Origin of the sequence: Streptomyces sp. DH12 (assembly GCF_020873895.1) — a bacterium.
GTDB lineage: Bacteria > Actinomycetota > Actinomycetes > Streptomycetales > Streptomycetaceae > Streptomyces.
Window position 1 is genome coordinate 1 of record NZ_JAHWGT010000020.1, and the last position, 22,942, is coordinate 22,942.

General features: G+C 73.3%; 22 protein-coding genes. 9 read left to right on the forward strand and 13 right to left on the reverse strand.

Annotated elements, in window-relative coordinates; genetic code table 11:
• Nucleotides 1-27: 27 nt before the first annotated feature.
• The 3 genes from LPA54_RS19375 to LPA54_RS19385 form a co-directional block, all read right to left on the reverse strand.
• On the reverse strand, nt 28-633 hold the full coding sequence (locus LPA54_RS19375; protein WP_228979485.1) for an AAA family ATPase: 606 nt from the start codon (nt 631-633) through the stop codon (nt 28-30).
• Complete coding sequence (locus tag LPA54_RS19380; protein WP_228979487.1) at nt 633-1,316, reverse strand: response regulator transcription factor; 684 nt, start codon at nt 1,314-1,316, stop codon at nt 633-635. Before LPA54_RS19380 ends, LPA54_RS19375 begins: the two co-directional genes overlap by 1 nt.
• A gap of 152 nt (nt 1,317-1,468) precedes the next feature.
• Nucleotides 1,469-2,665, reverse strand: coding sequence for a sensor histidine kinase (locus LPA54_RS19385; RefSeq protein WP_228979489.1), 1,197 nt, complete (start codon nt 2,663-2,665; stop codon nt 1,469-1,471).
• A gap of 94 nt (nt 2,666-2,759) precedes the next feature.
• On the opposite strand from LPA54_RS19385, the gene LPA54_RS19390 reads away from it, so the two are divergent.
• Together LPA54_RS19390 and LPA54_RS19395 are read left to right on the forward strand one after the other, a co-directional pair.
• Nucleotides 2,760-3,884, forward strand: a complete 1,125-nt coding sequence (locus tag LPA54_RS19390) for an SAM-dependent methyltransferase (RefSeq protein ID WP_228979492.1) — start codon at nt 2,760-2,762, stop codon at nt 3,882-3,884.
• A complete protein-coding gene (locus LPA54_RS19395; RefSeq protein WP_228979495.1) occupies nt 3,881-5,041 on the forward strand; it encodes an NADH-quinone oxidoreductase subunit D in 1,161 nt (386 codons plus the stop codon). Before LPA54_RS19390 ends, LPA54_RS19395 begins: the two co-directional genes overlap by 4 nt.
• Before the next feature lie 140 nt (nt 5,042-5,181).
• Here LPA54_RS19395 and LPA54_RS19400 read toward each other — a convergent pair whose 3' ends face one another.
• The 4 genes from LPA54_RS19400 to LPA54_RS19415 form a co-directional block, all read right to left on the reverse strand.
• Nucleotides 5,182-6,330 carry a hypothetical protein gene (locus LPA54_RS19400; RefSeq protein WP_228979499.1) on the reverse strand — a complete coding sequence of 383 codons (1,149 nt, stop codon included), beginning with the start codon at nt 6,328-6,330 and terminating at the stop codon, nt 5,182-5,184.
• A 117-nt stretch (nt 6,331-6,447) separates the two neighbouring features.
• On the reverse strand, nt 6,448-7,434 hold the full coding sequence (locus LPA54_RS19405; protein ID WP_228979501.1) for an ABC transporter substrate-binding protein: 987 nt from the start codon (nt 7,432-7,434) through the stop codon (nt 6,448-6,450).
• 3 nt (nt 7,435-7,437) lie between these two features.
• Nucleotides 7,438-8,115 (reverse strand): ABC transporter permease, encoded by a 678-nt coding sequence (locus LPA54_RS19410; protein WP_228979504.1) that lies wholly within the window; start codon nt 8,113-8,115, stop codon nt 7,438-7,440.
• A 3-nt stretch (nt 8,116-8,118) separates the two neighbouring features.
• Entirely contained in the window at nt 8,119-8,841 is a 723-nt protein-coding gene (locus LPA54_RS19415) for an ABC transporter permease (protein WP_228979507.1), read from the reverse strand.
• 157 nt (nt 8,842-8,998) lie between these two features.
• Between LPA54_RS19415 and LPA54_RS19420 the strand changes: the two genes are divergently transcribed.
• Nucleotides 8,999-10,087, forward strand: a complete 1,089-nt coding sequence (locus LPA54_RS19420) for an ABC transporter ATP-binding protein (RefSeq protein ID WP_228979509.1) — start codon at nt 8,999-9,001, stop codon at nt 10,085-10,087.
• Between the two features lie 203 nt (nt 10,088-10,290).
• On the opposite strand, the gene LPA54_RS19425 is transcribed toward LPA54_RS19420, so the two are convergent.
• Nucleotides 10,291-11,403, reverse strand: a complete 1,113-nt coding sequence (locus LPA54_RS19425) for an esterase family protein (RefSeq protein ID WP_228979511.1) — start codon at nt 11,401-11,403, stop codon at nt 10,291-10,293.
• 160 nt (nt 11,404-11,563) lie between these two features.
• Here LPA54_RS19425 and LPA54_RS19430 point away from each other — a divergent pair, with 160 nt between their 5' ends.
• The 6 genes from LPA54_RS19430 (at nt 11,564) to LPA54_RS19455 (ending at nt 16,850) form a co-directional block, all read left to right on the forward strand.
• On the forward strand, nt 11,564-13,402 hold the full coding sequence (locus LPA54_RS19430; RefSeq protein ID WP_228979513.1) for a phosphatidylglycerol lysyltransferase domain-containing protein: 1,839 nt from the start codon (nt 11,564-11,566) through the stop codon (nt 13,400-13,402).
• A 423-nt stretch (nt 13,403-13,825) separates the two neighbouring features.
• Nucleotides 13,826-14,689, forward strand: a complete 864-nt coding sequence (folP, locus tag LPA54_RS19435) for a dihydropteroate synthase (protein WP_228979514.1) — start codon at nt 13,826-13,828, stop codon at nt 14,687-14,689.
• Nucleotides 14,686-15,150 (forward strand): nuclear transport factor 2 family protein, encoded by a 465-nt coding sequence (locus tag LPA54_RS19440; RefSeq protein WP_308112875.1) that lies wholly within the window; start codon nt 14,686-14,688, stop codon nt 15,148-15,150. Before folP ends, LPA54_RS19440 begins: the two co-directional genes overlap by 4 nt.
• A 155-nt stretch (nt 15,151-15,305) precedes the next feature.
• A complete protein-coding gene (gene folB / locus LPA54_RS19445; RefSeq protein ID WP_228979516.1) occupies nt 15,306-15,665 on the forward strand; it encodes a dihydroneopterin aldolase in 360 nt (119 codons plus the stop codon).
• Entirely contained in the window at nt 15,662-16,261 is a 600-nt protein-coding gene (gene folK, locus LPA54_RS19450; RefSeq protein ID WP_228979517.1) for a 2-amino-4-hydroxy-6-hydroxymethyldihydropteridine diphosphokinase, read from the forward strand. Before folB ends, folK begins: the two co-directional genes overlap by 4 nt.
• A gap of 103 nt (nt 16,262-16,364) precedes the next feature.
• Entirely contained in the window at nt 16,365-16,850 is a 486-nt protein-coding gene (locus LPA54_RS19455) for a DUF3180 domain-containing protein (RefSeq protein ID WP_228979519.1), read from the forward strand.
• 118 nt (nt 16,851-16,968) lie between these two features.
• Here LPA54_RS19455 and folE read toward each other — a convergent pair whose 3' ends face one another.
• The 5 genes from folE to LPA54_RS19480 all read right to left on the reverse strand — a co-directional run bounded on the left by folE (nt 16,969) and on the right by LPA54_RS19480 (nt 22,940).
• Nucleotides 16,969-17,574, reverse strand: a complete 606-nt coding sequence (gene folE / locus LPA54_RS19460) for a GTP cyclohydrolase I FolE (protein ID WP_228979521.1) — start codon at nt 17,572-17,574, stop codon at nt 16,969-16,971.
• Between the two features lie 108 nt (nt 17,575-17,682).
• Nucleotides 17,683-19,704 (reverse strand): ATP-dependent zinc metalloprotease FtsH, encoded by a 2,022-nt coding sequence (ftsH, locus tag LPA54_RS19465; RefSeq protein ID WP_228979523.1) that lies wholly within the window; start codon nt 19,702-19,704, stop codon nt 17,683-17,685.
• Nucleotides 19,705-19,914: 210 nt separating this feature from the next.
• On the reverse strand, nt 19,915-20,454 hold the full coding sequence (gene hpt, locus LPA54_RS19470; RefSeq protein ID WP_228979778.1) for a hypoxanthine phosphoribosyltransferase: 540 nt from the start codon (nt 20,452-20,454) through the stop codon (nt 19,915-19,917).
• A 95-nt stretch (nt 20,455-20,549) separates the two neighbouring features.
• Nucleotides 20,550-21,596 carry a tRNA lysidine(34) synthetase TilS gene (gene tilS, locus LPA54_RS19475; protein ID WP_228979525.1) on the reverse strand — a complete coding sequence of 349 codons (1,047 nt, stop codon included), beginning with the start codon at nt 21,594-21,596 and terminating at the stop codon, nt 20,550-20,552.
• Nucleotides 21,597-21,803: 207 nt separating this feature from the next.
• Entirely contained in the window at nt 21,804-22,940 is a 1,137-nt protein-coding gene (locus LPA54_RS19480) for a zinc-dependent metalloprotease (RefSeq protein WP_228979527.1), read from the reverse strand.
• Nucleotides 22,941-22,942: the final 2 nt, after the last annotated feature.

Consider the following 22,942-nt stretch of genomic DNA (forward strand, 5'->3'; position numbering starts at 1 on the left):
TGGGGGAGGGGGGTGGGGAGGGTCCGGCTAGTCGAGGCGGATGTGGCGTAGGCCGATGCGGAGGCGGCGCAGTCGGTGGCGGAGCGGGCCGTACGTGTCGGGGAGCAGGCGCAGGTCCGCGGAGGCGGCGATCTCCTCCGCGACCTGCGGGACGGTCATGTGGTCGGTGTGGAGGTGCCGGGCGAACTCGGGGCGGGCGAGGCGTTCCAGGCAGTGGTCGAGCTTGGCCACGGCGAAGCTCTCCCTCTTCAGACCGCGTCCCAGGCCGCGCTCGGTCAGTCGCCGCAGGACCGTCTCGCGGCGGGCGAGGAGGGCGTGGTGGTGGACGTCGTGGCCGTCGTCGCGGAGCCGGCCGACGATCTCGGCGAAGTACGCCGGTTCGACCAGGGTCATCGGCGCGATGACGGGCCCGCCGACGTGGCGGCGCAGCACCAGGTCCAGTACCTCGTGCACGCCGTGCCGCCAGGCGGCCAGGTCCTGGAAGTCGGCGCGCAGCGGGCGGGGCGTCATGCGGTGCAGGCCGAACCCGACCTCCTCCGGGTCGCACACGACGCTGCCCGGCAGGCGGCGGTGCAGTTCGTGGGCGGTCTGGGTCTTGCCGCCGCCGAACGGCCCGTTGATCCACAGCAGCATCAGGGGAGGGTCCCTCCGCCCGCGCGGACCAGGCCGGTCTCGTAGGCGAGGACCACGACCTGGACGCGGTCGCGGAGCTCCAGCTTCGTGAGGATGCGGCCGACGTGGGTCTTCACGGTGGCCTCGGAGAGGACGAGGCGGGCGGCGATCTCGCCGTTCGACAGTCCCTGGGCGACGAGGAGCATGACCTCGCGCTCACGGTCGGTGAGCCGTCCCAGGCCCTTGTGCTCGGGCCGGCGGGAGGCGCCACCGCTGGGGAGCATCGGTGAGAACCGGTCCAGCAGCCGCCGGGTCGTCGAGGGGGCGACGACCGCGTCGCCGCTGTGGACGGCGCGGATCGCGGCGAGGAGGTCGGCGGGGGGCACGTCCTTCAGCATGAATCCGCTCGCGCCGGCCTTCAGTCCGGAGAAGGCGTACTCGTCCAGGTCGAAGGTGGTGAGGATGAGGACGCGGGGGGCGCCGGGTTCCGAGCAGATGCGGCGGGTGGCCTCCACGCCGTCGAGCTTCGGCATGCGGACGTCCATGAGGACGACGTCGACCGCCGTCGACCGCAGCACCTGGAGTGCCTCGACGCCGTCACCCGCCTCGGCCACGACCTCCATGTCCGGCTGCGCGGCCAGCACCATGCGGAAACCGGTGCGCAGCAGCACCTGGTCGTCCACGAGCATCAGACGGATCGTCATTCTGGGGTCCTCTTCCTGGGACGGCGGGCGGTGTGGGGCCTGGGGCCACTGGGGCCACTCGGGCGATCGGGGCTGCTGGGTCTACTGGGTCTACTGGGTCTACTGGGTCTACCGAGCCTGGTGGGGCCACGCGGGCCACTGCGGCCGCCGGGCTATTGGGCGGACTTCAGGGGCAGCAGGACGCTGATCCGGAAGCCGCCGCCCGGTCGCGGTCCGGCGTCGAGGGTGCCGCCCACCATGCCGACCCGCTCGCGCATGCCGATGAGGCCGTGGCCCCGGCCGTCGGCGCCGCCGTCCACGTACATCTCCTGCGCCGCGCCCCGCCCGTCGTCCTCGACGAGCAGGCCGAGGCCGTCGTCGAAGTACGTCAGCCGCACGCTGGCCCCCACGTCCGGCCCACCGTGCTTGCGGGTGTTGGTCAGCGCCTCCTGGACGATGCGGTACGCGGTGAGCTCGACGCCGCTGGGTAGCCGGCGCGGGGTGCCCTCGACCTTGAAGTCGACCGGCAGGCCGGCGGTGCGGACCTGTTCGACGAGGTCCTCGATCTGCTGGACGTCGGGTTGGGGCACGTACTCCCCCGCTTCCTCCGGTTCCCCCGTACGCAGGATGCCGAGCAGCCGGCGCATCTCGGCGAGGGCCTGCCGGCCGGTGGACGAGATGGTCTCCAGCGCCTGCCGCGCCAGGTCGGGCGAGGTGTCGAGGACGTAGGCGGCGCCGTCGGCCTGGACGACCATGACCGAGACGTTGTGGGCGACGACGTCGTGGAGCTCCCGGGCGATGCGGGCGCGCTCGGCGGCGACGGCGACCTTGGACTGGGCCTCCCGCTCCCGTTCGAGCCGGGCCGCGCGTTCCTCCAGCTGGGCCAGGTAGGCGCGGCGGGTGCGCATGGAGTCGCCGAGCACCCAGGCGAGGACGAAGGGCACGGACATCACGACGGTGAAGAACACCTGCCCGGCGACGGAGACGTTCTCCACGGGCCAGCGCAGCTGGGAGACCGACGCGGCGCAGGCCCCGCCGACGAGTGCCAGGCGGGACGCCCAGCGCGGTCCGTCGTGGGCGGCGACGCTGTAGATGATCACGAGCATCGCGAAGTCGGCGGGGTTCGGAGGGAAGTCCACCAGGAGCTGGACGACTCCGAGGAGGACGGCCAGCAGCAGCATCTTCTCGGGCGCGCGGCGGCGCAGCGCGACGACCAGCGCGAAGGCGGCGACGATGAGCGCGCCGATCACGTCGTCGGGGCCTTCCGGGACCTGGGCCACCCACAGGACGGAGAACCCGAAGAGCATCACCGCCCAGAAGCTGTCGACGCCCGTGGGGTGCCTGCGGAGGAAGTCGTAGAGGCGCTGCACGTAGCAAGCGTAGGGAAACGGGATAGGTGCATGGGTCAACCGGGAGTGCGATCCGGTGCGGAGGCTCCTACTCCCCAAGGTGGACACTGGGCCCGTGACGGACGAGACCCCTGAGCGTGACGGTGTGACCTGGGACGACGACCGCCCCTCGCGGGAGTGGCGGGGATGGCGGGCGGCGACGGAGGCCGCGCTGTACGGGCCGGACGGCTTCTACCTCCGCCCCGAGGGGCCCGCCGGTCACTTCCGCACCTCCGTGCACGCCTCTCCGCTGTACGCCGCCGCCGTCGCCCGCCTCCTCGAAGAGGTCGCGGCGGAGCTGGGGGGCGACGGGGTCGCGTTCGTGGACATGGGTGCGGGGCGTGGCGAGCTGGTGGCCGGGGTGCTGGCCGCGCTGCCGCCCGGGTTCCCGGTACGGGCGTACGCGGTCGAGAAGGCGGCCCGCCCCCGGGGGCTGGATCCGCGCGTGGAGTGGGTGGCGCGTCCGCCGGCGGGAGTGCGGGGGCTGCTGTTCGCGAACGAGTGGCTGGACAACGTCCCGCTCGACGTCGCCCAGGCCGACGACGACGGCACGCCGCGGTACGTGGAGGTGCGGCGGGACGGTGCCGAACGGCTCGGCGCGCCGGTGACCGGCGCGGACGCGGCATGGCTTGACCGCTGGTGGCCGCTGCGGGAACCGGGTGGACGCGCCGAGATCGGCCGCCCGCGCGACGAGGCGTGGGCGGCCGCGGTGGGCTGCCTCGCGGCCGGACTCGCGGTCGCCGTGGACTACGCCCACACGGCGGCGGCCCGTCCGCCGTTCGGCACCCTGGCCGGGTTCCGCGAGGGGCGCGAGGTGCCGCCGGTACCGAACGGCACGTGCGACATCACGGCGCACGTCGCCCTGGACGCCTGCGCGGCAGCGGCAGCGGCAGCGGCAGCGGCAGCGGCAGCGGCAGCGGCAGCAACACCAGGCCACACCGACGCCCCCCACGCCTCCGCCCCGCCCGCCTCCGCCCTGCCCGCCGGGCCCGTCGCGCTGCTCCCCCAGCGGGAGGCGCTGCGCCGCCTCGGCGTGTCCGGGGAGCGGCCCCCGCTCGCGCTCGCCTCCCGCGACCCGGCCGCGTACGTCCGGGCCCTCGCCGCGGCGGGCGAGGCCGCGGAGCTGACGGCCCGCGGCGGGCTCGGCGACTTCACCTGGCTCCTCCAGCGGGCGCCCGCCGGGGGATACTGTCCGGCATGACGGAGACCACCCAGCACAGGGAGACCACGGTCGGCATCGGCGGTGCCGCCGAGAGCACCGACATGGTGCTGAACATCGGCCCGCAGCACCCCTCCACGCACGGTGTGCTCCGCCTCCGCCTGGTCCTCGACGGGGAGCTGATCCAGCACGCCGAGCCGGTGATCGGCTACATGCACCGCGGCGCCGAGAAGCTCTTCGAGGCGCGCGACTACCGGCAGATCATCATGCTGGCGAACCGGCACGACTGGCTGTCGGCGTTCGCCAACGAGCTGGGCGTCGTGATGGCCGTCGAGCGGATGCTCGGCATGGAGGTCCCCGAGCGCGCGGTGTGGACGCGCACGCTCCTCGCCGAGCTGAACCGGGTCCTCAACCACCTGATGTTCCTCGGCTCGTACCCGCTGGAGCTGGGCGGCATCACGCCGATCTTCCACGCGTTCCGCGAGCGGGAGGACCTTCAGCACGTCATGGAGGAGGTCTCCGGCGGCCGCATCCACTACATGTTCAACCGGGTCGGCGGGTTGAAGGAGGACCTGCCCGCGGGGTGGCTCGGCCGGGCCCGCGCGGCGGTGGCCGCCATCCGCTCCCGCATGGACGTGTACGACCGGCTGGTCCTCGGCAACGAGATCTTCCGGGGCCGTACCCGCGGTGTGGGCGTGCTGTCCGCGCCGACCGTGCACGCGTACGGGGTGAGCGGGCCGATCGCCCGCGCCTCCGGCGTCGACTTCGACCTGCGGCGCGACGAGCCGTACCTGGCGTACGGTGAGCTGCGGGAGACGCTGAAGGTGGTCACCCGGCAGGAGGGGGACTGCCTGGCCCGGTTCGAGTGCCTGCTGGAGCAGACGCACAACGCGCTGGAGCTGGCGGACGCCTGTCTGGACCGGCTCGCGGAGCTGCCGCCCGGCCCCATCAACCAGCGTCTGCCGAAGGTCCTGAAGGCGCCCGAGGGCCACACGTACGCCTGGACCGAGAACCCCCTCGGCATCAACGGCTACTACCTGGTGTCCAAGGGCGAGAAGACCCCGTACCGGCTGAAGCTGCGCTCCGCCTCGTACAACAACGTCCAGGTGCTGGCGGAGCTGCTGCCGGGGACGCTCGTCGCCGACATGGTGGCGATCCTCGGCTCGTTCTTCTTCGTCGTCGGCGACATCGACAAGTAGGCGACAAGCAGGCGACAAGCAGGCGCGGACAGCGGTAGGCGGCGGCCGGGGAGGGGTCTTTCCGGCCGCCGCCGTGTCGTGCGGGCCGCCGGGGGCGGTCGCCGTAGCCGCCCGACGGCCCTTCACCCGAGCGGAGTGCTCTACGAGTTGACGGCGTCCCGCAGCCGCACCACGTCCAGCTGCTCGGTCTCGTCGTGGGCGGTCAGGTCGATGACCTGGCCCACGGCCTGCTCCGTGTCGCGCCGTCCGTCCGGGCGCCGGTCGGCAAGGGCCTCCTCGCCGACGACGTCCGCCAGGTCCTCCTGCTGGACGGCGGCCTCCAGCGCGGCCGCGGGCCCGCCGCCACGACCCGGCCCCGTACCATCCTGCCCGCCGGCGCCCTGCCCGGCACCGCCCTGCCCGGCTCCGGTCTCCCCTGTTCGGGCGCCCGCCGTACGGGCGTCTCCGGCGTCGCCCTGCCCGCCGGCGCCCTTCTGGGTGCCGAAGAAGTCGAAGCCGCCCTCCAGTCGCGGGGCGGGGCGGCGCTGGGCGGCGTACGGGACGATGGCGGCCGCGGCGGACACGGGGCGCGGCGCCGGGGCGGTCCCGCCCGGGGCGGGGCGCAGCGCGGCCTCGGCGATCCGGCGGGCCTCCTGCGCGGCGGCGTTGCGCGTCAGACGGCGCAGGGCCTGGGCGGCGCGCAGGTAGTCGGCCCCGGTCGGCCCGGAGGACGGCGCGGAGGCCGGGACCGGGGACGCCGGAGCGGTCGACGTGCCGGACGCGGGGGCCTGCTCCCGCGGGCCGGGCGCACCGGTGGCCGGGGTGGCCGCCGAGGCACCCGCGGAGGCGCCCGCCGAGCTGCCCAGGGCGAGCCGGCGGCGGCCCTCCAGGGCGCTGGCCCGTTCCGTCTCGGCGGTGGCGTACCGGCGCAGCAGCTCCGCGTGCTCATTGCGCAGCCCGGCGAGTTCGACCCGCTTGGCGCGCAGCTTCGTGTCGAGCTTCGCGCGCAGGACGCGCGACTCCTCCAGGTCGGCTTCCAGCTCGGCTATGCGCTCCTCGGTCTTCCACTGGTCGCTCGCGCGTGCGCGGGTCAGCTCGGCGACGCGGCGGCCCGCCGTGCGGTCCCAGGTCCGCATGAGGACCGCGCCCGTGACGGCCGCGGCGGCGGTGGCCGCGACCAGCAGGCGCAGCGCCAGCGGATCGGCCAGGAGCCAGGCGCCCGACGCGCAGAGGACGGACGCTCCGGCCACCGCGGAGGGCGGCAGAAGCCGGTGCAGGGGCGGGGAATGGCGGTGGCGTCCACGTGGCATGGCCTGAAATTTACCGTGCGTAGGTGTGGTTCGGGGTGTCGGCCCGGCAATGTTTCGCGGGCGCGCTGCGGGCCGGGCCGAGTCCCCGACTTCTCCGTACTCGGGGGGCGTTCGCGGTTACCGGCGGATCAGTCCCTTCTCCCGCAGGTAGTCCTTGGCGACGTCCACCGGTTTCGCGCGCTCGGTGTCCACCCTGCGGTTCAACTCGATGAGATCGTCGGTGGTCAGCGCTTTGGTGATCTCGCCGAGCGCGGTGGCGATCTCCGGGGATCCGGCGTCGCGCGCATTGACGACGGGAAGGACGTTGTCGGCGTTCTGGAGCTTCTTGTCGTCCTCCAGGATCACCAGGCCGAAGGCGTCGAGCGTGGCGTCGGTCGTCGTGGTGAGGACCATCTGGTCGACGCCGTCCTTCACCGCCTGCTTGGCCTGCGGGGTGCCCACGCCCTTGGGGTCGACCCCCGTCACGTCGATCCCGTACCGGGACTTGAGGCCGGGTGCGCAGAACGGCCGTACGGTGCACTCGTCACCCGCCGCGATCTTCACCTTGACCTTCGACCGGCCGAGGTCCGAAAGGGTCCGCAGCTTGTTCTGCGCGGCGAATTCGCGGCTCACGGCGAATGCGTTCTGGTCGACGGCGCGACCGGCCGGAAGGACCTTCAGTCCGCGGGGTGCGGCGAGCTTCTCCAGTGCGGCGACGGTGGCCGCGACATCGCTGGAGGCGACCGGCTTCTCCTGCGGCGCCTGCGGGCCGTTCACCTTCGCGTTGAGGAATTCCGCAAGCGTAGCCGCGTATTCCGGTACGACGTCGATCTCGCCCTTCTCCAGGGACGGCTGGTACAACTCGCGGTTCTCCACCGTCCTGATCGACGTGCGGTATCCGGCGTCGGCGAGGACCTGCGCGTACAGCTCCGCGAGGATCCGCGACTCGGTGAACCCGGCCGAGCCGACGACGACCGCGCCGCCGCCCGCACCGCCCGAGGGCTCACCGGACCCGGCCGCGCCGCCGCGCTCCTCCAGGCTGTTGCCGCCGCACGCGGCCAGTCCCGCGGTCAGGCCGAGCACGCCCAGGGCCGCCCCGGCCACGCGGCTGGTTCTGCTCTTCACGATTCAGGTCTCCGTCCGTTTCCGTCCTCGGCCCGCGAGCACCCTGCCCGCCGCCGCCAGCACGCCCTCGACGAGCAGGGCGAGGGCGCCGACGAGCAGCGCCCCTGCGAACACCTGCGCGGTGTCGTACGTGTGGAAACCCGCGGTGATGATCCGTCCGAGGCCGCCCTCGCCCGCCATGGCGGCGAGCGTCGCCGTGGCGATCACCTGGACGGCGGCCAGCCGCAGCCCCGTCATCACCAGGGGCAGGGCCAGGGGCAGCTCGACCGTGCGGAAGAGCTGACCGCCCGACATGCCCATGCCGCGGGCGGCCTCGACGACCGACCGGTCCACCTCCCGCATCCCGAGGTAGGCGTTGGTGAGGAGCGGCGGCACGGCGAAGAGCACCAGCGCGATGACCGTCGGTATGCCGCCCTGCCGGCCGAGGGGGGTCATCGTCAGCAGCACCAGCACCGCCAGCGTGGGGACCGCCCGGCCGATGTTGGAGACGTTCACCGCGAGCGCGCCGCCCCTGCCGACGTGCCCGAGCCACAGGGCGGTCGGCAGGGCGATCAGGCAGGCCAGGGCGAGGCTGGTCCCGCTGAACCACAGGTGCTCCGCCAGCCGGTGCCAGATGCCCGCCTCACCGTGCCAGTTCGCCCCGGTCGTCAGCCACGTCCAGGCGTCGCCCACCACACCCATCGCTCAGCCCGCCTTCCCCAGACGGCCCCGCGGCGCCGGGTTCCGCGACGCCGGGCCCCGCGCGCCTGCCGCCCGGGTCCACGGCGTCAGCAGCCGCTGGAGCCCCAGCAGCAGCGCGTCGGCGGTGACCGCGAGGAGGACGCACAGCACCGAGGCGGTCAGCACCTGCGCCTTGAAGAAGCTCTGCAGCCCGCTGGTGATCAGCGTGCCCAGACCGCCGAAGTCCACGAGCGCCCCCACGGTCGTCAGGGCGACCGTCGAGACCGTCGCCATCCGCACCCCCGCCAGCACGGCGGGCAGCGCCAGCGGCAGCTCGACCTCCCACAGCAGCCGCGCCGGCCCGTACCCCATGCCCCGGGCGGCCTCGCGCGTCTCCGCGGGCACCGCCTCCAACCCGGCCAGGATGTTCCGCACGAGGATCGTCAGCGAGTACAGCACCAGGCCGGTCACCACCAGCGCGGCCGACAGCCCGAACAGCGGGAGTAGCAGGGAGAACATCGCCAGGGACGGGACCGCGTACAGCACCGTCGTCAGCCCGAGCACGGGTCCCGCGAAGGCCGGGCGGGCGCGCACCAGGAGGGCCAGCGGGAAGGCGACAGCGAGCCCGAGGAGCACCGAGACGACCGTGATCCACACGTGCTGGGCGGTCGCGTCGGTGAGTTCCTGGGCACGGGAGCCCACGTACTCGGGGCAGATCCACGCGTTCGCCGCGAGACATCCGCTCATCGCTCCCCCACCTCCCCGCCTCGATGTGGTGTCCGACCGCCAACGACCCTAACCCGCACCACCGACAATCACCGGGGAAGCCGCCGGCAGGGCACCATGGGTCCCCGTGTCACCACACGTCACACAGCCGAGGGCCAGTACGCCATGAGGGGGAGCAGTGATCCGGTTCGAGCACGTCACCAAGCGGTACCCGGACGGCACCACGGCCGTCGACGACCTGTCGTTCGAGGTGGCGGAGGGCGAGCTGGTCACCCTCGTCGGCCCGTCGGGCTGCGGCAAGACGACCACCATGAAGATGGTGAACCGCCTGGTGGAGCCCACCTCCGGGCAGGTACTCGTCGACGGCCGGGACGTCGCCACGACCGATCCGGTGGCCCTGCGGCGCGGCATCGGTTACGTCATCCAGCAGGTCGGCCTCTTCCCGCACCGCACGGTCCTGGAGAACACCGCGACCGTGCCGCGCCTCCTCGGCAGAGGCCGCGCCGCGGCCCGTGCCCGCGCCGCGGAACTCCTCGACCTGGTCGGCCTCGACCCGCGCGCCTTCGGCGACCGGTACCCGGACCAGCTGTCGGGCGGTCAGCGCCAGCGCGTGGGCGTGGCGCGGGCGCTGGCGGCCGACCCGCCCGTGCTGCTGATGGACGAGCCGTTCGGAGCGGTCGACCCGGTCGTGCGCGAGCGCCTCCAGACGGAGTTCCTGAAGCTCCAGTCGCAGGTGCGCAAGACGGTCCTCTTCGTCACCCACGACCTGGAGGAGGCCGTGCGGCTCGGCGACCGCATGGCCGTCTACGGGCACGGGCGGATCGAGCAGTTCGACGCGCCGGCCACCGTCCTCGGCGCCCCGGCCACCCCGTACGTGGCGGACTTCGTCGGCGCCGACCGCGCCCTGCGCCGGCTCGCGGTCACACCGGTGGAGCAGGGCCACCTGGACCATCCGCCGGTCGTACGCCTGGACGGGCCCGCCCCGCGCGCGGAGGAGGGCCGCGCCGTGGTCCTGGACGCCGACGGCCGTCCGTACGGCTGGCTCCCGGAGGGCGGCGAGGGGGCGGTCCGGGAGCGGACGCGCCCCATGGACGCGCGCGTGCCGCTCGGCGGCTCCCTGAAGGAGGCGTTCTCGGCGATGCTCCGGTACGACGCGGGTTGGGTCGCCGTCGTGGACCCGGCCGACGGGGGGCGCTACGTCGGGGTCCTCACCCCGGCCCGGCTCCACGAGGCCCTGCGCCGCTCGGTGGACGGCACGGGAGCCTGAGAGGTGCCCCGCACCGCCCACGCCGGCCCCGCGCCCCTGCCGGCACCACCACCGCCGTCGCGCCCGTGCCCCACCACCGCCGGCCCCGCCACCGCCGTCGCACCCGTGCCCGCACCACCGCCGGCCCCGCGCCCGTGCCGGCCCCGCCACCGCCGTCGCGCCCGTGCCCGCACCACCGCCGCCCCGGCCGCGCCCGGACCCCGCTAGGCCGCGCTGAGACGCCCGCTCATCCACACCAGGGCGGGCGGTATCTCGCGGTTCCACGTACCGAAGTTGTGGCCCCCGCTGTCCAGCGTGATCGACGACACGCGCGCGGGGGCCTTCACCTTCGCGATGAAGTCCCGTGTCCCCCGCAGGTTGCCCTCCCCCTGCCGCGAGGTCGTCACCAGGAACGACGAGGCCCCCTGCCGTACGTTGTCCAGGCTCCACAGCAGGTCGGCCCGGTTGCGCAGGGTGGCGTCGCCCCGGAAGAGGTCGCCGGTGGTGACGTCCTCGGCCGCCTTGTAGTACGCCGACAGGCCGGCGCCCGCCGAGAAGCGGTCCGGGTGGTGCAGGGCGATCTTCAGGGCGCAGTAGCCACCGGTCGAGTTGCCGATGAAGCCCCAGTTCCGCGGCTTGGTGCCGACCCGGTACGTCCGCGAGACCGCCTCCGGCAGGTCCTCGGCGAAGAACGTCTCGGTGCGCGGCCCGCCCGGCACGTCCACGCACTCGGTGTCCCGCGGCGGCGCGACCGTCGGCCGCAGCATCACCAGGACCATCGGCTGCATCTTCCCCGCCTTGGCCTGGTCGTGGGCGGTGCGCGGGTAGCGCAGCCCCTTGAGGAGGTTCTCCGCGGTGCCCGGGTAGCCCGTCAGCACGACGGCGGCCGGGAAGGTGCGCCGGGCGTGGGCGGGCTGGAAGTACTCCGGCGGCAGGTACACGTAGGCCGGGCTCTCGATGCCGGAGCGACGCCCCTCCACCACGACCTTCTGTATCTGACCGCCCGTCGCCGGGTGGTGGCCGCCCGGCACGTCCATGCCGCGCTTCTCGACGACCCGGACGTGCCGGCTGCCCGCCGAATGGTCGACGACCACGCCCATCTCCTGCTCCTGCCCGAGCAGGTCGGCCCAGGAGCCGTAGAAGAGGAAGTAGTTGTTCGCGGCCAGCCCCACCGCCGCGAACAGCGACAGCTGGGTCACCAGGAGCAGGCCCACCCTGCCGAGCACCGCCTTCGGGCCCCGCCGCGCGAGCCGTGGCCAGAGCCAGACCGTGAGCGCGAACAGCGCCACGGCCACCAGGACGGCAAGCGCCAGGACTTTGTTACTGGTGAGACCCATGCGTCGTCCAAGCCTTCTTCTTCAGTCGAGATTTTCCGGGCCGCGAGTGAACCCCCCACCCGGGCACGCCGTCCTAGAAAGCGCACATAGTCCGGTTGTCCGGCGCCGAGAAGCTCGGGCCGAAGGGACACGTCGATCTCTCGCGGAGCCACGGGAAGCCATGTCTGTTTCGGTAGATGGGGATAAGTCGGGATCGGTTCCGGCGCGGCTGCGCCGGGTCCTGCGCGGACCGCGTGCCGAGAAGGTGCCCTCGCTCGTGGGCGCCGCGTGCACGTTCATCGGCCTGATCGACATCGCCGCCGGGGTCTTCCCCCGCTTCCGGGCGAGCAGGTTCCACGACCTCGTGGAGGTGCTGCCCGGCACGCTGGGGCCGCTGTCCGCCGCGCTGTCGCTGAGCGTCGGCGTCCTGCTGCTGCTCCTCGCCCACGGCCTCAAGCGCCACAAGCGGCGGGCCTGGCGGGCCGCGGTCGTCCTGCTCCCGGCGGGCGCCGTGGCGCAGTTCCTGTACCGCCACTCCGTCATCGGCGTCCTGCTCTCCCTCGCGCTGCTGGCGCTGCTGCTGCGCCACCGCCGGGAGTTCGCCGCGCTGCCCGACCCGCGCAGCCGCTGGCGCGCCCTCGCCAACTTCGTCCTGATGGGCGCCGGCTCCATCGGCCTGGGCCTGGTCATCGTCAGCGCCCACCCGGGCAAGGTGGTGGGCGACCCCGGCCTCAGTGACCGCCTCGAACACGTCCTGCTCGGCCTGTTCGGCGTCGAGGGGCCCGTCTCCTACGGCGGCAGCGTGTCGTGGACCGTCGGCTACTCGCTCGGCGCCCTCGGCCTGCTCACCGCGATCACCACCATCTACCTGGCCTTCCGCCCCGAGCACCCGGTCGCGCGGCTCACCGAGGACGACGAGGCGCGGCTGCGCGAGCTGCTCGCCCGGCACGGCGGGCGCGACTCGCTCGGCCACTTCGCCCTGCGCCGCGACAAGGCCGTGGTCTTCTCGCCCAGCGGCAAGGCCGCCGTCACCTACCGCGTCGTCTCCGGCGTGATGCTCGCCAGCGGCGACCCGATCGGCGACGTCGAGGCGTGGCCCGGCGCGATCGAGCGGTTCATGGACGAGGCCAAGGCCCACTCCTGGACCCCCGCCGTCATGGGTTGCTCCGAGACCGGTGGCCAGGTGTGGACCCGCGAGACAGGCCTGGACGCCCTGGAGCTGGGCGACGAGGCGGTGGTGGACGTCCCGGATTTCTCCCTGTCGGGCCGCGCCATGCGCAACGTCCGCCAGATGGTCAAGCGGATCGAGCGCAACGGCTACGAGACCCGGGTCCGGCGTGCCCGTGACCTCTCCGACGCCGAACTGGAGCGCGTCCGCCAGGCCGCGGCGGCCTGGCGCGGCACGGACACCGAGCGGGGCTTCTCCATGGCCCTCGGCCGCATCGGCGACCCGGACGACGGCGACGCCGTCATCGCCACCGCCCACAAGACCGACGAGACCGGCGACACCTCGCCCTACGGCGACCTGAAGGCGATCATCCACTTCGTGCCGTGGGGGCGCGACGGGATGTCCCTGGAGCTCATGCGGCGCGACCGCGCCGCCGACCCCGGCATGAACGAGCTGCTGATCGTCGCCGCCCTCCAGGCCGCCCCGCAGCTCGGCGTCGCACGGGTCTCGCTGAACTTCGCGATGTTCCGCTCCGCCCTCGCCCGGGGCGAGAAACTGGGCGCGGGCCCGGTGCTGCGCCTCTGGCGCGGGCTGCTGGTCTTCCTGTCCCGCTGGTTCCAGATCGAGTCGCTGTACAAGTTCAACGCGAAGTTCCAGCCCCGCTGGGAGCCGCGCTTCGTCGTGTACCGCACCAGCCGCGACCTGCCCCGCATCGGCTTCGCCGCGATGCAGGCCGAGGGCTTCGTGAACCTGAGCCTCCCCCGCCCCTTCCGCCGCGCCGCGACCCGCACGGCCCGCCCCTGCGCCCACATCACCCCCGGTACCGGCGAACGGAACATGCGCGCGGCCTGACCCCCGGGACGGCGTCCCGCCCGTTCGGGGACCGGTCGCCCACCGGCGCGACCGGCCGCCCACCGGCCCGCAGGGGGCGTGTCGGTCCGCCCCCGCAGGGGTCGGCGGGGACGGGTGGGCGCCTGCGTCGGGACCCGAGCCCGCCGGCCCGGAGGTGGTGAGCCGGAGCGACCCCGCCCCGGCTCACCACCTCCGGGCCCCCGGCGCCCACCCGCGAGCCCGACGGCCCCACCGACACCCGCCACCACCCCCGGCGGCACAGGCCACGCCCCCGGTGGGACGCCCACCACCCCCGGCGGCACACGCCACGCCCCCGTTGGGACACCCACCACCTCCGGCACCGCACACCCACCGCCCCGGGTGGCCTGCCCACCGGCACCGGCGCCAGGACCCGATCGGCGGGGCACCCCCTAGGCTGGGTGCATGAGTACGTTGCGCGGACGGGGCGAGGTCCAGGGCCTGCCGGAGTGGGACCGCTGTGCGGTCATGGGCGTCGTGAACGTGACGCCCGACTCCTTCTCCGACGGCGGGCGCTGGTTCGACACCACCGCCGCCGTCAAGCACGGCCTGGACCTCGTCGCCCAGGGCGCCGACCTGGTGGACGTGGGCGGCGAGTCGACCCGCCCCGGCGCCACCCGGGTGGACGAGGACGAGGAGCTGCGGCGGGTCGTCCCGGTCGTGCGGGGCCTGGCCTCCGAGGGGGTCACCGTCTCCGTCGACACCATGCGCGCCTCCGTCGCCCACGCGGCCGTCGAGGCCGGCGCCGCCCTGGTCAACGACGTCAGCGGCGGCCAGGCCGACCCGGCCATGATCCCGGCCGTCGCCGCCGCGCAGGTGCCGTTCGTGGTGATGCACTGGCGCGGGTTCAGCGACACGATGAACAGCCTCGCCGTGTACGACGACGTCGTCGCCGAGGTCGTCGCCGAGGTCCACGCGCGCGTGGAGGCCGTCGTGGCGGGCGGCATCGCCCCCGAACGGCTCATCGTCGACCCGGGGCTCGGATTCGCCAAGCGGGCGGAGCACGACCTGGCCCTCGTCGCGCACCTGCGCGACCTGCGCGCCCTCGGCCGGCCGCTCCTCGTCGCCGCCTCCCGCAAGCGGTTTCTCGGCCGGGTGCTCGCCGGCGACGGCCACGCCCCGCCGCCCGCCCGGGAGCGGGACGCCGCGACCGCCGCGGTCTCCGCGATCGCGGCGCACGAGGGCGCCTGGGCCGTCCGCGTCCACGAGGTGCGGGCGACGGCGGACGCGGTCCGGGTGGCCCGCGCCGTCGAGGGCGCCGCCTCGTGAGCGGCGGCGCGCGCACCGACACCGAGGCCGTCGAGCGGGCCAACACCGCCTTCTACGAGGCGATGGAACGCGGCGACTTCGAGGAGATCGCCGACCTGTGGCTGGACGAGCGGCACGGGGACGTCTCCTGCGTGCACCCCGGCTGGCCGGTGCTGACCGGGCGGGGCGAGGTGCTCCGCTCGTACGCGCTGATCATGGCGAACACCGAGTACATCCAGTTCTTCCTGACCGACGTGAAGGTCTCCGTCGTCGCCGACACCGCGCTGGTGACCTGCACGGAGAACATCCTCAGCGGCGGGCCCGCCGAGGACGGCGCGGAGCTGGGCCCGCTCGTGGGGCAGCTCGTCGTCGCCACGAACGTCTTCCGCCGCACCCCGGACGGCTGGAAGGTCTGGTCGCACCACGGCTCGCCCGTACTCGCCGAGTCCGACGACGAGGAGGACGCCGAGGGCGCGGTGTGAGCCCTCCGAGCGGGGTAGGCGAGCGAGTGGGAACGCCGCCGGCGGGGCCGTGCGCGGACCGTGTCGGTGCCCGCGGGTAGATTCGTCGGGTGGCAACCGGACCGCCGCACCCGGGCCGGCTGCCCGCCAGACCTACGACAGCAGGAGTGATTCGCGTGGATCGTGTCGCGTTGCGCGGCCTCAAGGCCCGCGGGCACCACGGCGTCTTCCCCCGGGAGCGGGAGGAGGGCCAGACGTTCATCGTGGATCTCGTCCTGGGCCTCGACACCCGCCCCGCCGCCGCGGACGACGACCTGGCCAAGACCGTCCACTACGGCATCGTCGCGGAAGAGGTCGTCGACGTGGTGCAGGGCGAGCCGGTCGACCTCATCGAGACGCTGGCCGAGCGCATCGCCCAGCAGTGCCTGAAGCACCAGGGGGTCGAGGAGGTCGAGGTGTGCGTGCACAAGCCGGACGCCCCGATCACCGTGCCCTTCGACGACGTGACCATCACCATCACCCGGAGCCGCGTATGAACCGCACGCCCAGCGACCCGACGGTACAGCCGGTGCCCGCCTCCGTGACGGAGCAGGTCGACGCGGCGGACACCACGTTGACCAACCCGCGGTACGCCGTGCTGTCCCTCGGGGGCAACCTCGGCAACCGCCTGGAGAACATCCAGGGCGCCGTCGACGCCCTGGAGGACACCCCCGGCGTCCGGGTGAAGGCCGTGTCCCCGGTCTACGAGACGGAGCCCTGGGGCGTCGAGGCGGACTCCCAGCCCCGCTACCTCAACGCGGTCGTCGTCGTGAAGACCACCCTGCCGCCGGTGTCGCTCCTGGAGCGGGCGCACGCCGTGGAGGAGGCCTTCGACCGGGTCCGCACCCAGCGGTGGGGCGCCCGGACCATCGACGTGGACATCGTCGCGTACGCGGACGAGGTCTCGGACGATCCCGTGCTCACCCTGCCGCACCCGCGCGCCCGCGAGCGGGCCTTCGTGCTCCGCCCGTGGCTGGACGTCGACCCGGACGCCCAGCTGCCCGGCGCGGGCCGGGTCTCCGAGCTGCTGGCGGGTATCGGCCAGGAGGGCGTCGCCGTCCGGGACGACCTGGAACTCCGCCTGCCGGACTGATCGTTGTCCGAGGGGCGGCACGCCGACCGGGCCGCCCCTCGCAGCAGCGGGGCACGGCGGGCACCGCACGCACGCACGGTACTGACACAGGCGAAGGACACCGGTGAAGCAACTGCGGGTCAAGGTACTGGCCGGACTCTTCGTGGTGGCCGGAGTCCTGTCCTGGGGAGGCGCGCGGCTGTGGGACGCGCTCGGCACCCTGCCGAGCGTCCCGCTGGCCGCGCCGATCGTGCTCGGGGCCATCGCGGCCGTCCTCGCGGCGACCGCGCTGTCCCTGCGGGCCCGGCTGAAGGCCCAGCGCGAGCGGCGGCCGGGCGCCAAGGGCGTGGAGCCGCTGATGGCGGCCCGCGCGGTCGTCTTCGGCCAGGCGAGCGCGCTGGTCACCGCGGTGGTCAGCGGCATGTACGGCGGGGTGGGCGTCTTCCTGCTCGACTCGCTGGACGTCCCCGCCCGCCGCGACCAGGCCATCTACGCCGGTTCGGCGGTGGTGGCCGGGATCGCGGTGATAGCGGCGGCGCTGTTCCTGGAACGCGTCTGCCGGCTCCCCGAGGACGACGACCCGACCACCCCCTCCGCCACCCCGGCATGACACGACGGCCGGCGCCGAAGGCGCCGGCCGAAACGACGGGGAACGAGCGGGTCCCGCCCCCGACGGGCGACGGGCGGGGCCGGCTGACCGGGGCGACGGACGGGGCCGGCTGACGGGGTCAGCGCGCCATTATCAGGCTCATCGCCTCGGCCCGCGTCGACCCGTCCCGCAGCTGCCCGCGCACCGCGGACGTCGTGGTCTTCGCGCCCGGCTTGCGGATGCCGCGTACCGACATGCACATGTGCTCGGCCTCGATCACCACGATCGCGCCGCGCGCCTCCAGGATCCGCATCAGCGAGTCCGCGATCTGCGTGGTCAGCCGCTCCTGCACCTGCGGGCGGCGCGCGTAGACCTCGACCAGGCGGGCCAGCTTCGACAGGCCGGTGATCTTGCCGCTCTCGGCGGGGATGTAGCCGACGTGCGCCACGCCGTGGAACGGCAGCAGGTGGTGCTCGCAGAGGCTGACGATCTCGATGCCCTTCACGAGGACCATCTCGTCGTGGCCGAGGTCGAACGTCGTGGTGAGGACGTCCTCCGGCTCCTGCCACAGGCCGCTGAGGATCTCCCGGTACGCGCGGGCGACCCGGGCCGGGGTCTCGCGCAGGCCCTCGCGGTCCGGGTCCTCGCCGACCGCGATGAGGAGCTCGCGTACGGCGCTCTCCGCGCGCTTCTCGTCGAAGTCGCCGATCGCGCTCTCGCCGTCCAGCGTCACCGGGTCGGTCATGGGTGCCTCGTTCCGTCTTGCCAGGAGTACGCGAATGCCGCGCCCTCACAGGCTAAAACCTGGTGGGCGCGGCATCCATTCCGGGTCGGGTCCGGGGCGGGAGCCCCGTCAGGACTCGGGGCGCTCCTCGGGGGCCGGCTCGGCCGCCTTGGTGGTGTCGACGGCCGTGGCGGTCGCCGCGGGGGCGGCGCCGTTGGTCAGCGCCAGCTCCTTCGGCGAGAGCACCGGCGGCCGCGTCGAGGGCGTACGCCGCGAGGATCCGGTCCAGGCCGGGCGCGGCGGGCGCTTGACGATCGGGGCGAAGATCTCGGCGATCTCCTCCTTGCCGAGCGTCTCGCGCTCCAGCAGCTGGAGGACGAGGTTGTCGAGGACGTCGCGGTTCTCGACGAGGATCTCCCACGCCTCGTTGTGCGCCGTCTCGATGAGCTTCTTGACCTCCTCGTCGACCAGTGCGGCGACCTCCTCGGAGTAGTCGCGCTGGTGCGCCATCTCACGGCCGAGGAACGGCTCGGTGTTGTCGCCACCGAACTTGATCGCGCCGAGGCGCTCGGTCATGCCGTACTGCGTGACCATCGCGCGGGCCGTGGCGGTGGCCTTCTCGATGTCGTTCGCGGCGCCGGTGGTCGGGTCGTGGAAGACCAGTTCCTCGGCGGCGCGCCCGCCCAGCATGTAGGCGAGCTGGTCGAGCATCTCGTTGCGCGTGGTGGAGTACTTGTCCTCGTCCGGCAGGACCATCGTGTAGCCGAGGGCCCGGCCGCGGGACAGGATGGTGATCTTGTGGACGGGGTCGGAGTTCGGGGAGGCCGCGGCGACGAGGGCGTGTCCGGCCTCGTGGTACGCGGTGATCTTCTTCTCCTTGTCCGACATGATGCGGGTCCGCTTCTGCGGGCCCGCGACCACGCGGTCGATCGCCTCGTCCAGCATGTGGTTGTCGATGAGCTTCAGGTCGCTGCGCGCCGTGAGGAGCGCGGCTTCGTTCAGCACGTTCGACAGGTCGGCGCCGGTGAAGCCGGGCGTGCGGCGGGCGACCGCGGCGAGGTCGACGTCGGGCGCGACCGGCTTGCCCTTCTGGTGGACCTTGAGGATCTCCAGTCGGCCCTGCATGTCAGGCCGGTCGACCGCGATCTGCCGGTCGAAGCGGCCCGGACGCAGCAGCGCCGGGTCGAGGATGTCCGGCCGGTTGGTGGCGGCGATCAGGATGACGCCGCCCTTCACGTCGAAGCCGTCCATCTCGACGAGGAGCTGGTTGAGGGTCTGCTCGCGCTCGTCGTGGCCGCCGCCGAGGCCCGCACCGCGGTGCCGGCCGACGGCGTCGATCTCGTCGACGAAGACGATCGCCGGGGCGTTCGCCTTGGCCTGCTCGAAGAGGTCGCGGACGCGCGAGGCGCCGACGCCGACGAACATCTCGACGAAGTCGGAACCGGAGATCGAGTAGAACGGCACGCCCGCCTCACCCGCGACGGCGCGGGCGAGCAGGGTCTTGCCGGTGCCGGGCGGGCCGTACAGCAGCACGCCCTTGGGGATCTTGGCGCCGACGGCCTGGAACTTCGCGGGCTCCTGGAGGAACTCCTTGATCTCGTGGAGCTCCTCGACGGCCTCGTCCGAGCCGGCGACGTCGGCGAACGTCGTCTTGGGGGTGTCCTTGGTGATCAGCTTGGCCTTGGACTTCCCGAAGTTCATGACGCGGGAGCCGCCGCCCTGCATCTGGTTCATCAGGAAGAGGAAGACCAGGACGATCAGGACGAAGGGCAGCAGCGAGAGCAGCACGGAGACGAAGGCGCTCTGCTTCGTCGGCGAGATCGTGTAGCCGTCCTTGATCTCGTCGGCCTCGTACTTCTGCTGCAGCGTCGCGGCGAGGTCGGAGCCCTGGGTCCCGATGTAGCTCGCCTGGATCTTGTCGCTGCCGTCGATCTTCTGGCCGTCCTTGAGGTCGACCTTGATCATTTGTTCGTCGCCGGTGGTCAGCTTGACCTGGTCGACCTGGTTCTTGGTGATCGCCTGAACGACCTTGCCGGTGTCCACCGTCTTGTAGCCGCCCGACGAGCCGACGACCTGCATCAACACGACCACGGCGAGGACGGCCAGCACGATCCACATGACCGGCCCACGGAAGTATCGCTTCACGTCCATCCATACGGAGCGATGACGCCCCGTCCCTCCTGCCCGTAGGTAAATGCTGCTGTGAGAGTGAGACTACGTGCTGGCTTCTGGGTCAGCACGGGTGCGGGAAAAAAGCTGTTCTTCGGACGGTACCCCAGCTTCGTCGCCCGTGGCCGCCTTCCCTTCCTCCAACGGCGGGAAGGCGGCCGGGGTTCCCGGGCCGCGGCGGGCCCTGCCCGTTCAGCCTCCGTAGACGTGCGGGGCGAGCGTGCCGACGAACGGGAGGTTGCGGTACTTCTCCGCGTAGTCCAGCCCGTAGCCGACGACGAACTCGTTCGGGATGTCGAAGCCGATCCACCGTACGTCGATCGCCACCTTGGCGGCCTCCGGCTTGCGCAGCAGGGTGCAGACCTCCAGGGAGGCCGGCTCGCGCGAGCCGAGGTTGGACAGCAGCCAGGAGAGGGTCAGTCCCGAGTCGATGATGTCCTCGACGATCAGGACGTGCTTGCCCTTGATGTCGGTGTCCAGGTCCTTGAGGATCCGGACGACGCCCGAGGACTGGGTGCCCGCCCCGTAGGAGGAGACGGCCATCCAGTCCATGGTGACGGGGGTGGACAGGGCGCGTGCCAGGTCCGCCATCACCATCACGGCGCCCTTGAGGACGCCGACGATGAGCAGGTCCTTGCCCGCGTACTCCTCGTCGATCTTCGCCGCCAGCTCGGCCAGCTTGGCGTCGATCTCTTCCTTGGTGATGAGCACCGACTTGAGGTCGGCGCCCATGTCGTTCTGGTTCACCCGGGTCACTTTCGTTGCAGCCTGCGTCAGCCTGGATCGGCCTGGTCGGCCTCCTGGCCGACGCCTCGGCCCGTTTTCGGTCAGCCTTGCCGGATGACCAGTCTGCCACCCTGCCGCCGGGCGACGACGCGGCCGGGCAGATTGATGGCGCCCTGGCCCCGCCAGCCGGTGATGAGCCGGTCCAGTTCCTCGACGTGCCGGGCGAACAGGGAGCCCGCCGGGGCGCCTTCGGCGATGGCGGCGCGGCGCAGGACGCGGCGGCGGACGGCGGGGGGCAGGGCGTAGAGCTTGGCGCACTCCAGGAGCCCGGCGTCGTCGCGGACGGTGGGGTCGGCCTGGGCGGCCCAGGTGTCCAGGGCGTCGGCGTCGTCCCGGCAGAGCTGGGCGGTGCGGGCGAGGGCCTCCACGACCCCCTTGCCGAGTGACTTCTCCAGGGCGGGCAGGCCCTCGTGGCGCAGCCGGGACCGGGTGTAGGCCGGGTCGGCGTTCATCGGGTCGTCCCAGACCGGCAGCGACTGGACCAGGCACGCCTTGCGGGCGGTCTGGCGGTCCAGCTGGAGGAAGGGGCGGCGGTAGCGGCCGGCGGAGCCGGAGACGGCGGCCATGCCGGACAGGGACCGGATGCCGGAGCCGCGGGCGAGGCCGAGGAGGACCGTCTCCGCCTGGTCGTCGCGGGTGTGGCCGAGCAGGACGGCGGCGGCGCCGAGGCGCTCGGCGGCCTCGTCCAGGGCGGCGTACCGGGCGTCGCGGGCGGCCGCCTCGGGGCCGCCGGCGCGGCCGACGGTGACGGCGACGGACTCGACCGGGTCGAGCCGCAGGGCGGTGAGCCGGGAGGCGACCTCGGCTGCGCGGAGGTCGGAGCCGGCCTGGAGGCCGTGGTCGACGGTGATGCCGCCGGCGCGGACGGCCAGCTTGCGCGCCTCGAAGGCGAGGGCGGAGGCGAGCGCCATGGAGTCGGCGCCGCCGGAGCAGGCGACCAGGACGAGCGGGGGCCCGTCGGCGCGGGTCCGCGCGGGGGCGCCCGCCGGGGGGGAGTCGGCGGTGTCGCGGGAGAGCTCGTTGAGTACGTCGTGGAGTACGCGGCGAACCGCCAGGCGTATCGCCGCGACCGCAGGATGGGGACCCATGTCCGGTGTCCTTCGTGTTTGGGGGTGCCTCGGTCGGAGTCTTAACGGTCGGAACGGGGGGTTCGGTCACTCAAGTCGTCACTCAGAGTGCGTCGATGGTGACAGAACACGGCCGATACCCGAGCATCGCACGCCTATCCCAGCCCCACGGTCCCTCGGATGGGTGAAAGGAGCGACGATCGTCCGCCGACGGCCGGAACCGGGTTCTCACTCCCCCCTGCGGTGCACCCGCGCGACCCAGTCCGCCGGTTTGGCGATCTCCGCCTTGGTGGGGAGGGTGTTCGGGGAGGTCCACACGCGGTTGAAGCCGTCCATGCCGACCTCGTCGACGACGGCGCGGACGAACCGCTCCCCGTCGCGGTACTGGCGGAGCTTGGCGTCCAGGCCGAGGAGCTTGCGCAGCGCCTGGTCCAGGCGGGAGGCCCCGCGGGCGCGGCGCTGCTGGAACTTCTCGCGGATCTCCGCGACCGACGGGACGACCTGGGGCCCGACGCCGTCCATCACGTAGTCGGCGTGGCCCTCCAGGAGCGACATGACGGCTGTCAGGCGGCCGAGGATCTCGCGCTGCTCGGGGCTCTGGACCAGCTCGACCAGGGAGCGGCCGCCGTCGTCCTCGTCGCCTTCGGGGCGGGCGCCGGTGAAGGACTGGGCGGCCTCGCGGAGCCGTTCCAGCACGGTCATGGGGTCGACCTCGGTGGCGCCGAGGAACGACTGGATCTCACCGCGGAGGTGGTCGCGCAGCCACGGCACCGCGGTGAACTGGGTGCGGTGGGTCTCCTCGTGGAGGCTCACCCAGAGCCGGAAGTCGTGCGGATCCACGGCGAGCTCCCGCTCGACGTGGACGATGTTCGGCGCGACGAGGAGCAGCCGGCCGCCGCCGTTCTCGCCGGCGGGGAACTCGCGGGTGGCGGGGGCGAACGTCTCGTACTGGCCGAGGACGCGGGAGGCGAGGAACGACAGGAGCATGCCCAGCTCCACGCCGGTCACCTTGCCGCCGACCGCGCCGAGGACGGCGCCGCCGGGGGTCGCGGAGCGGCGCTCCGACATCTTGTCGAGGAGGGGGGCGAGGAGTTCGCGGAAGCCGGCGACGTTGGCCCGGACCCAGCCGGCCCGGTCGACGACGAGGACGGGGGTGTCCTCGGGCTCGTGCCCTTCGGGGATCATGCGGGTGAACCCGCGGACGTGCTCCTCGGACGCCTTGGCGTGCCGCCGCAGCTCGGCGACGACCTCCCGGGCCTCCTCGCGGCTCACCTCGGGCCCGGGCCGTACCAGTCGGGTCGCGGTCGCCACCGCGAGGTTCCAGTCGACCATCCCAGCAGAAGCAGCACCACCGATGCTCGTCATGC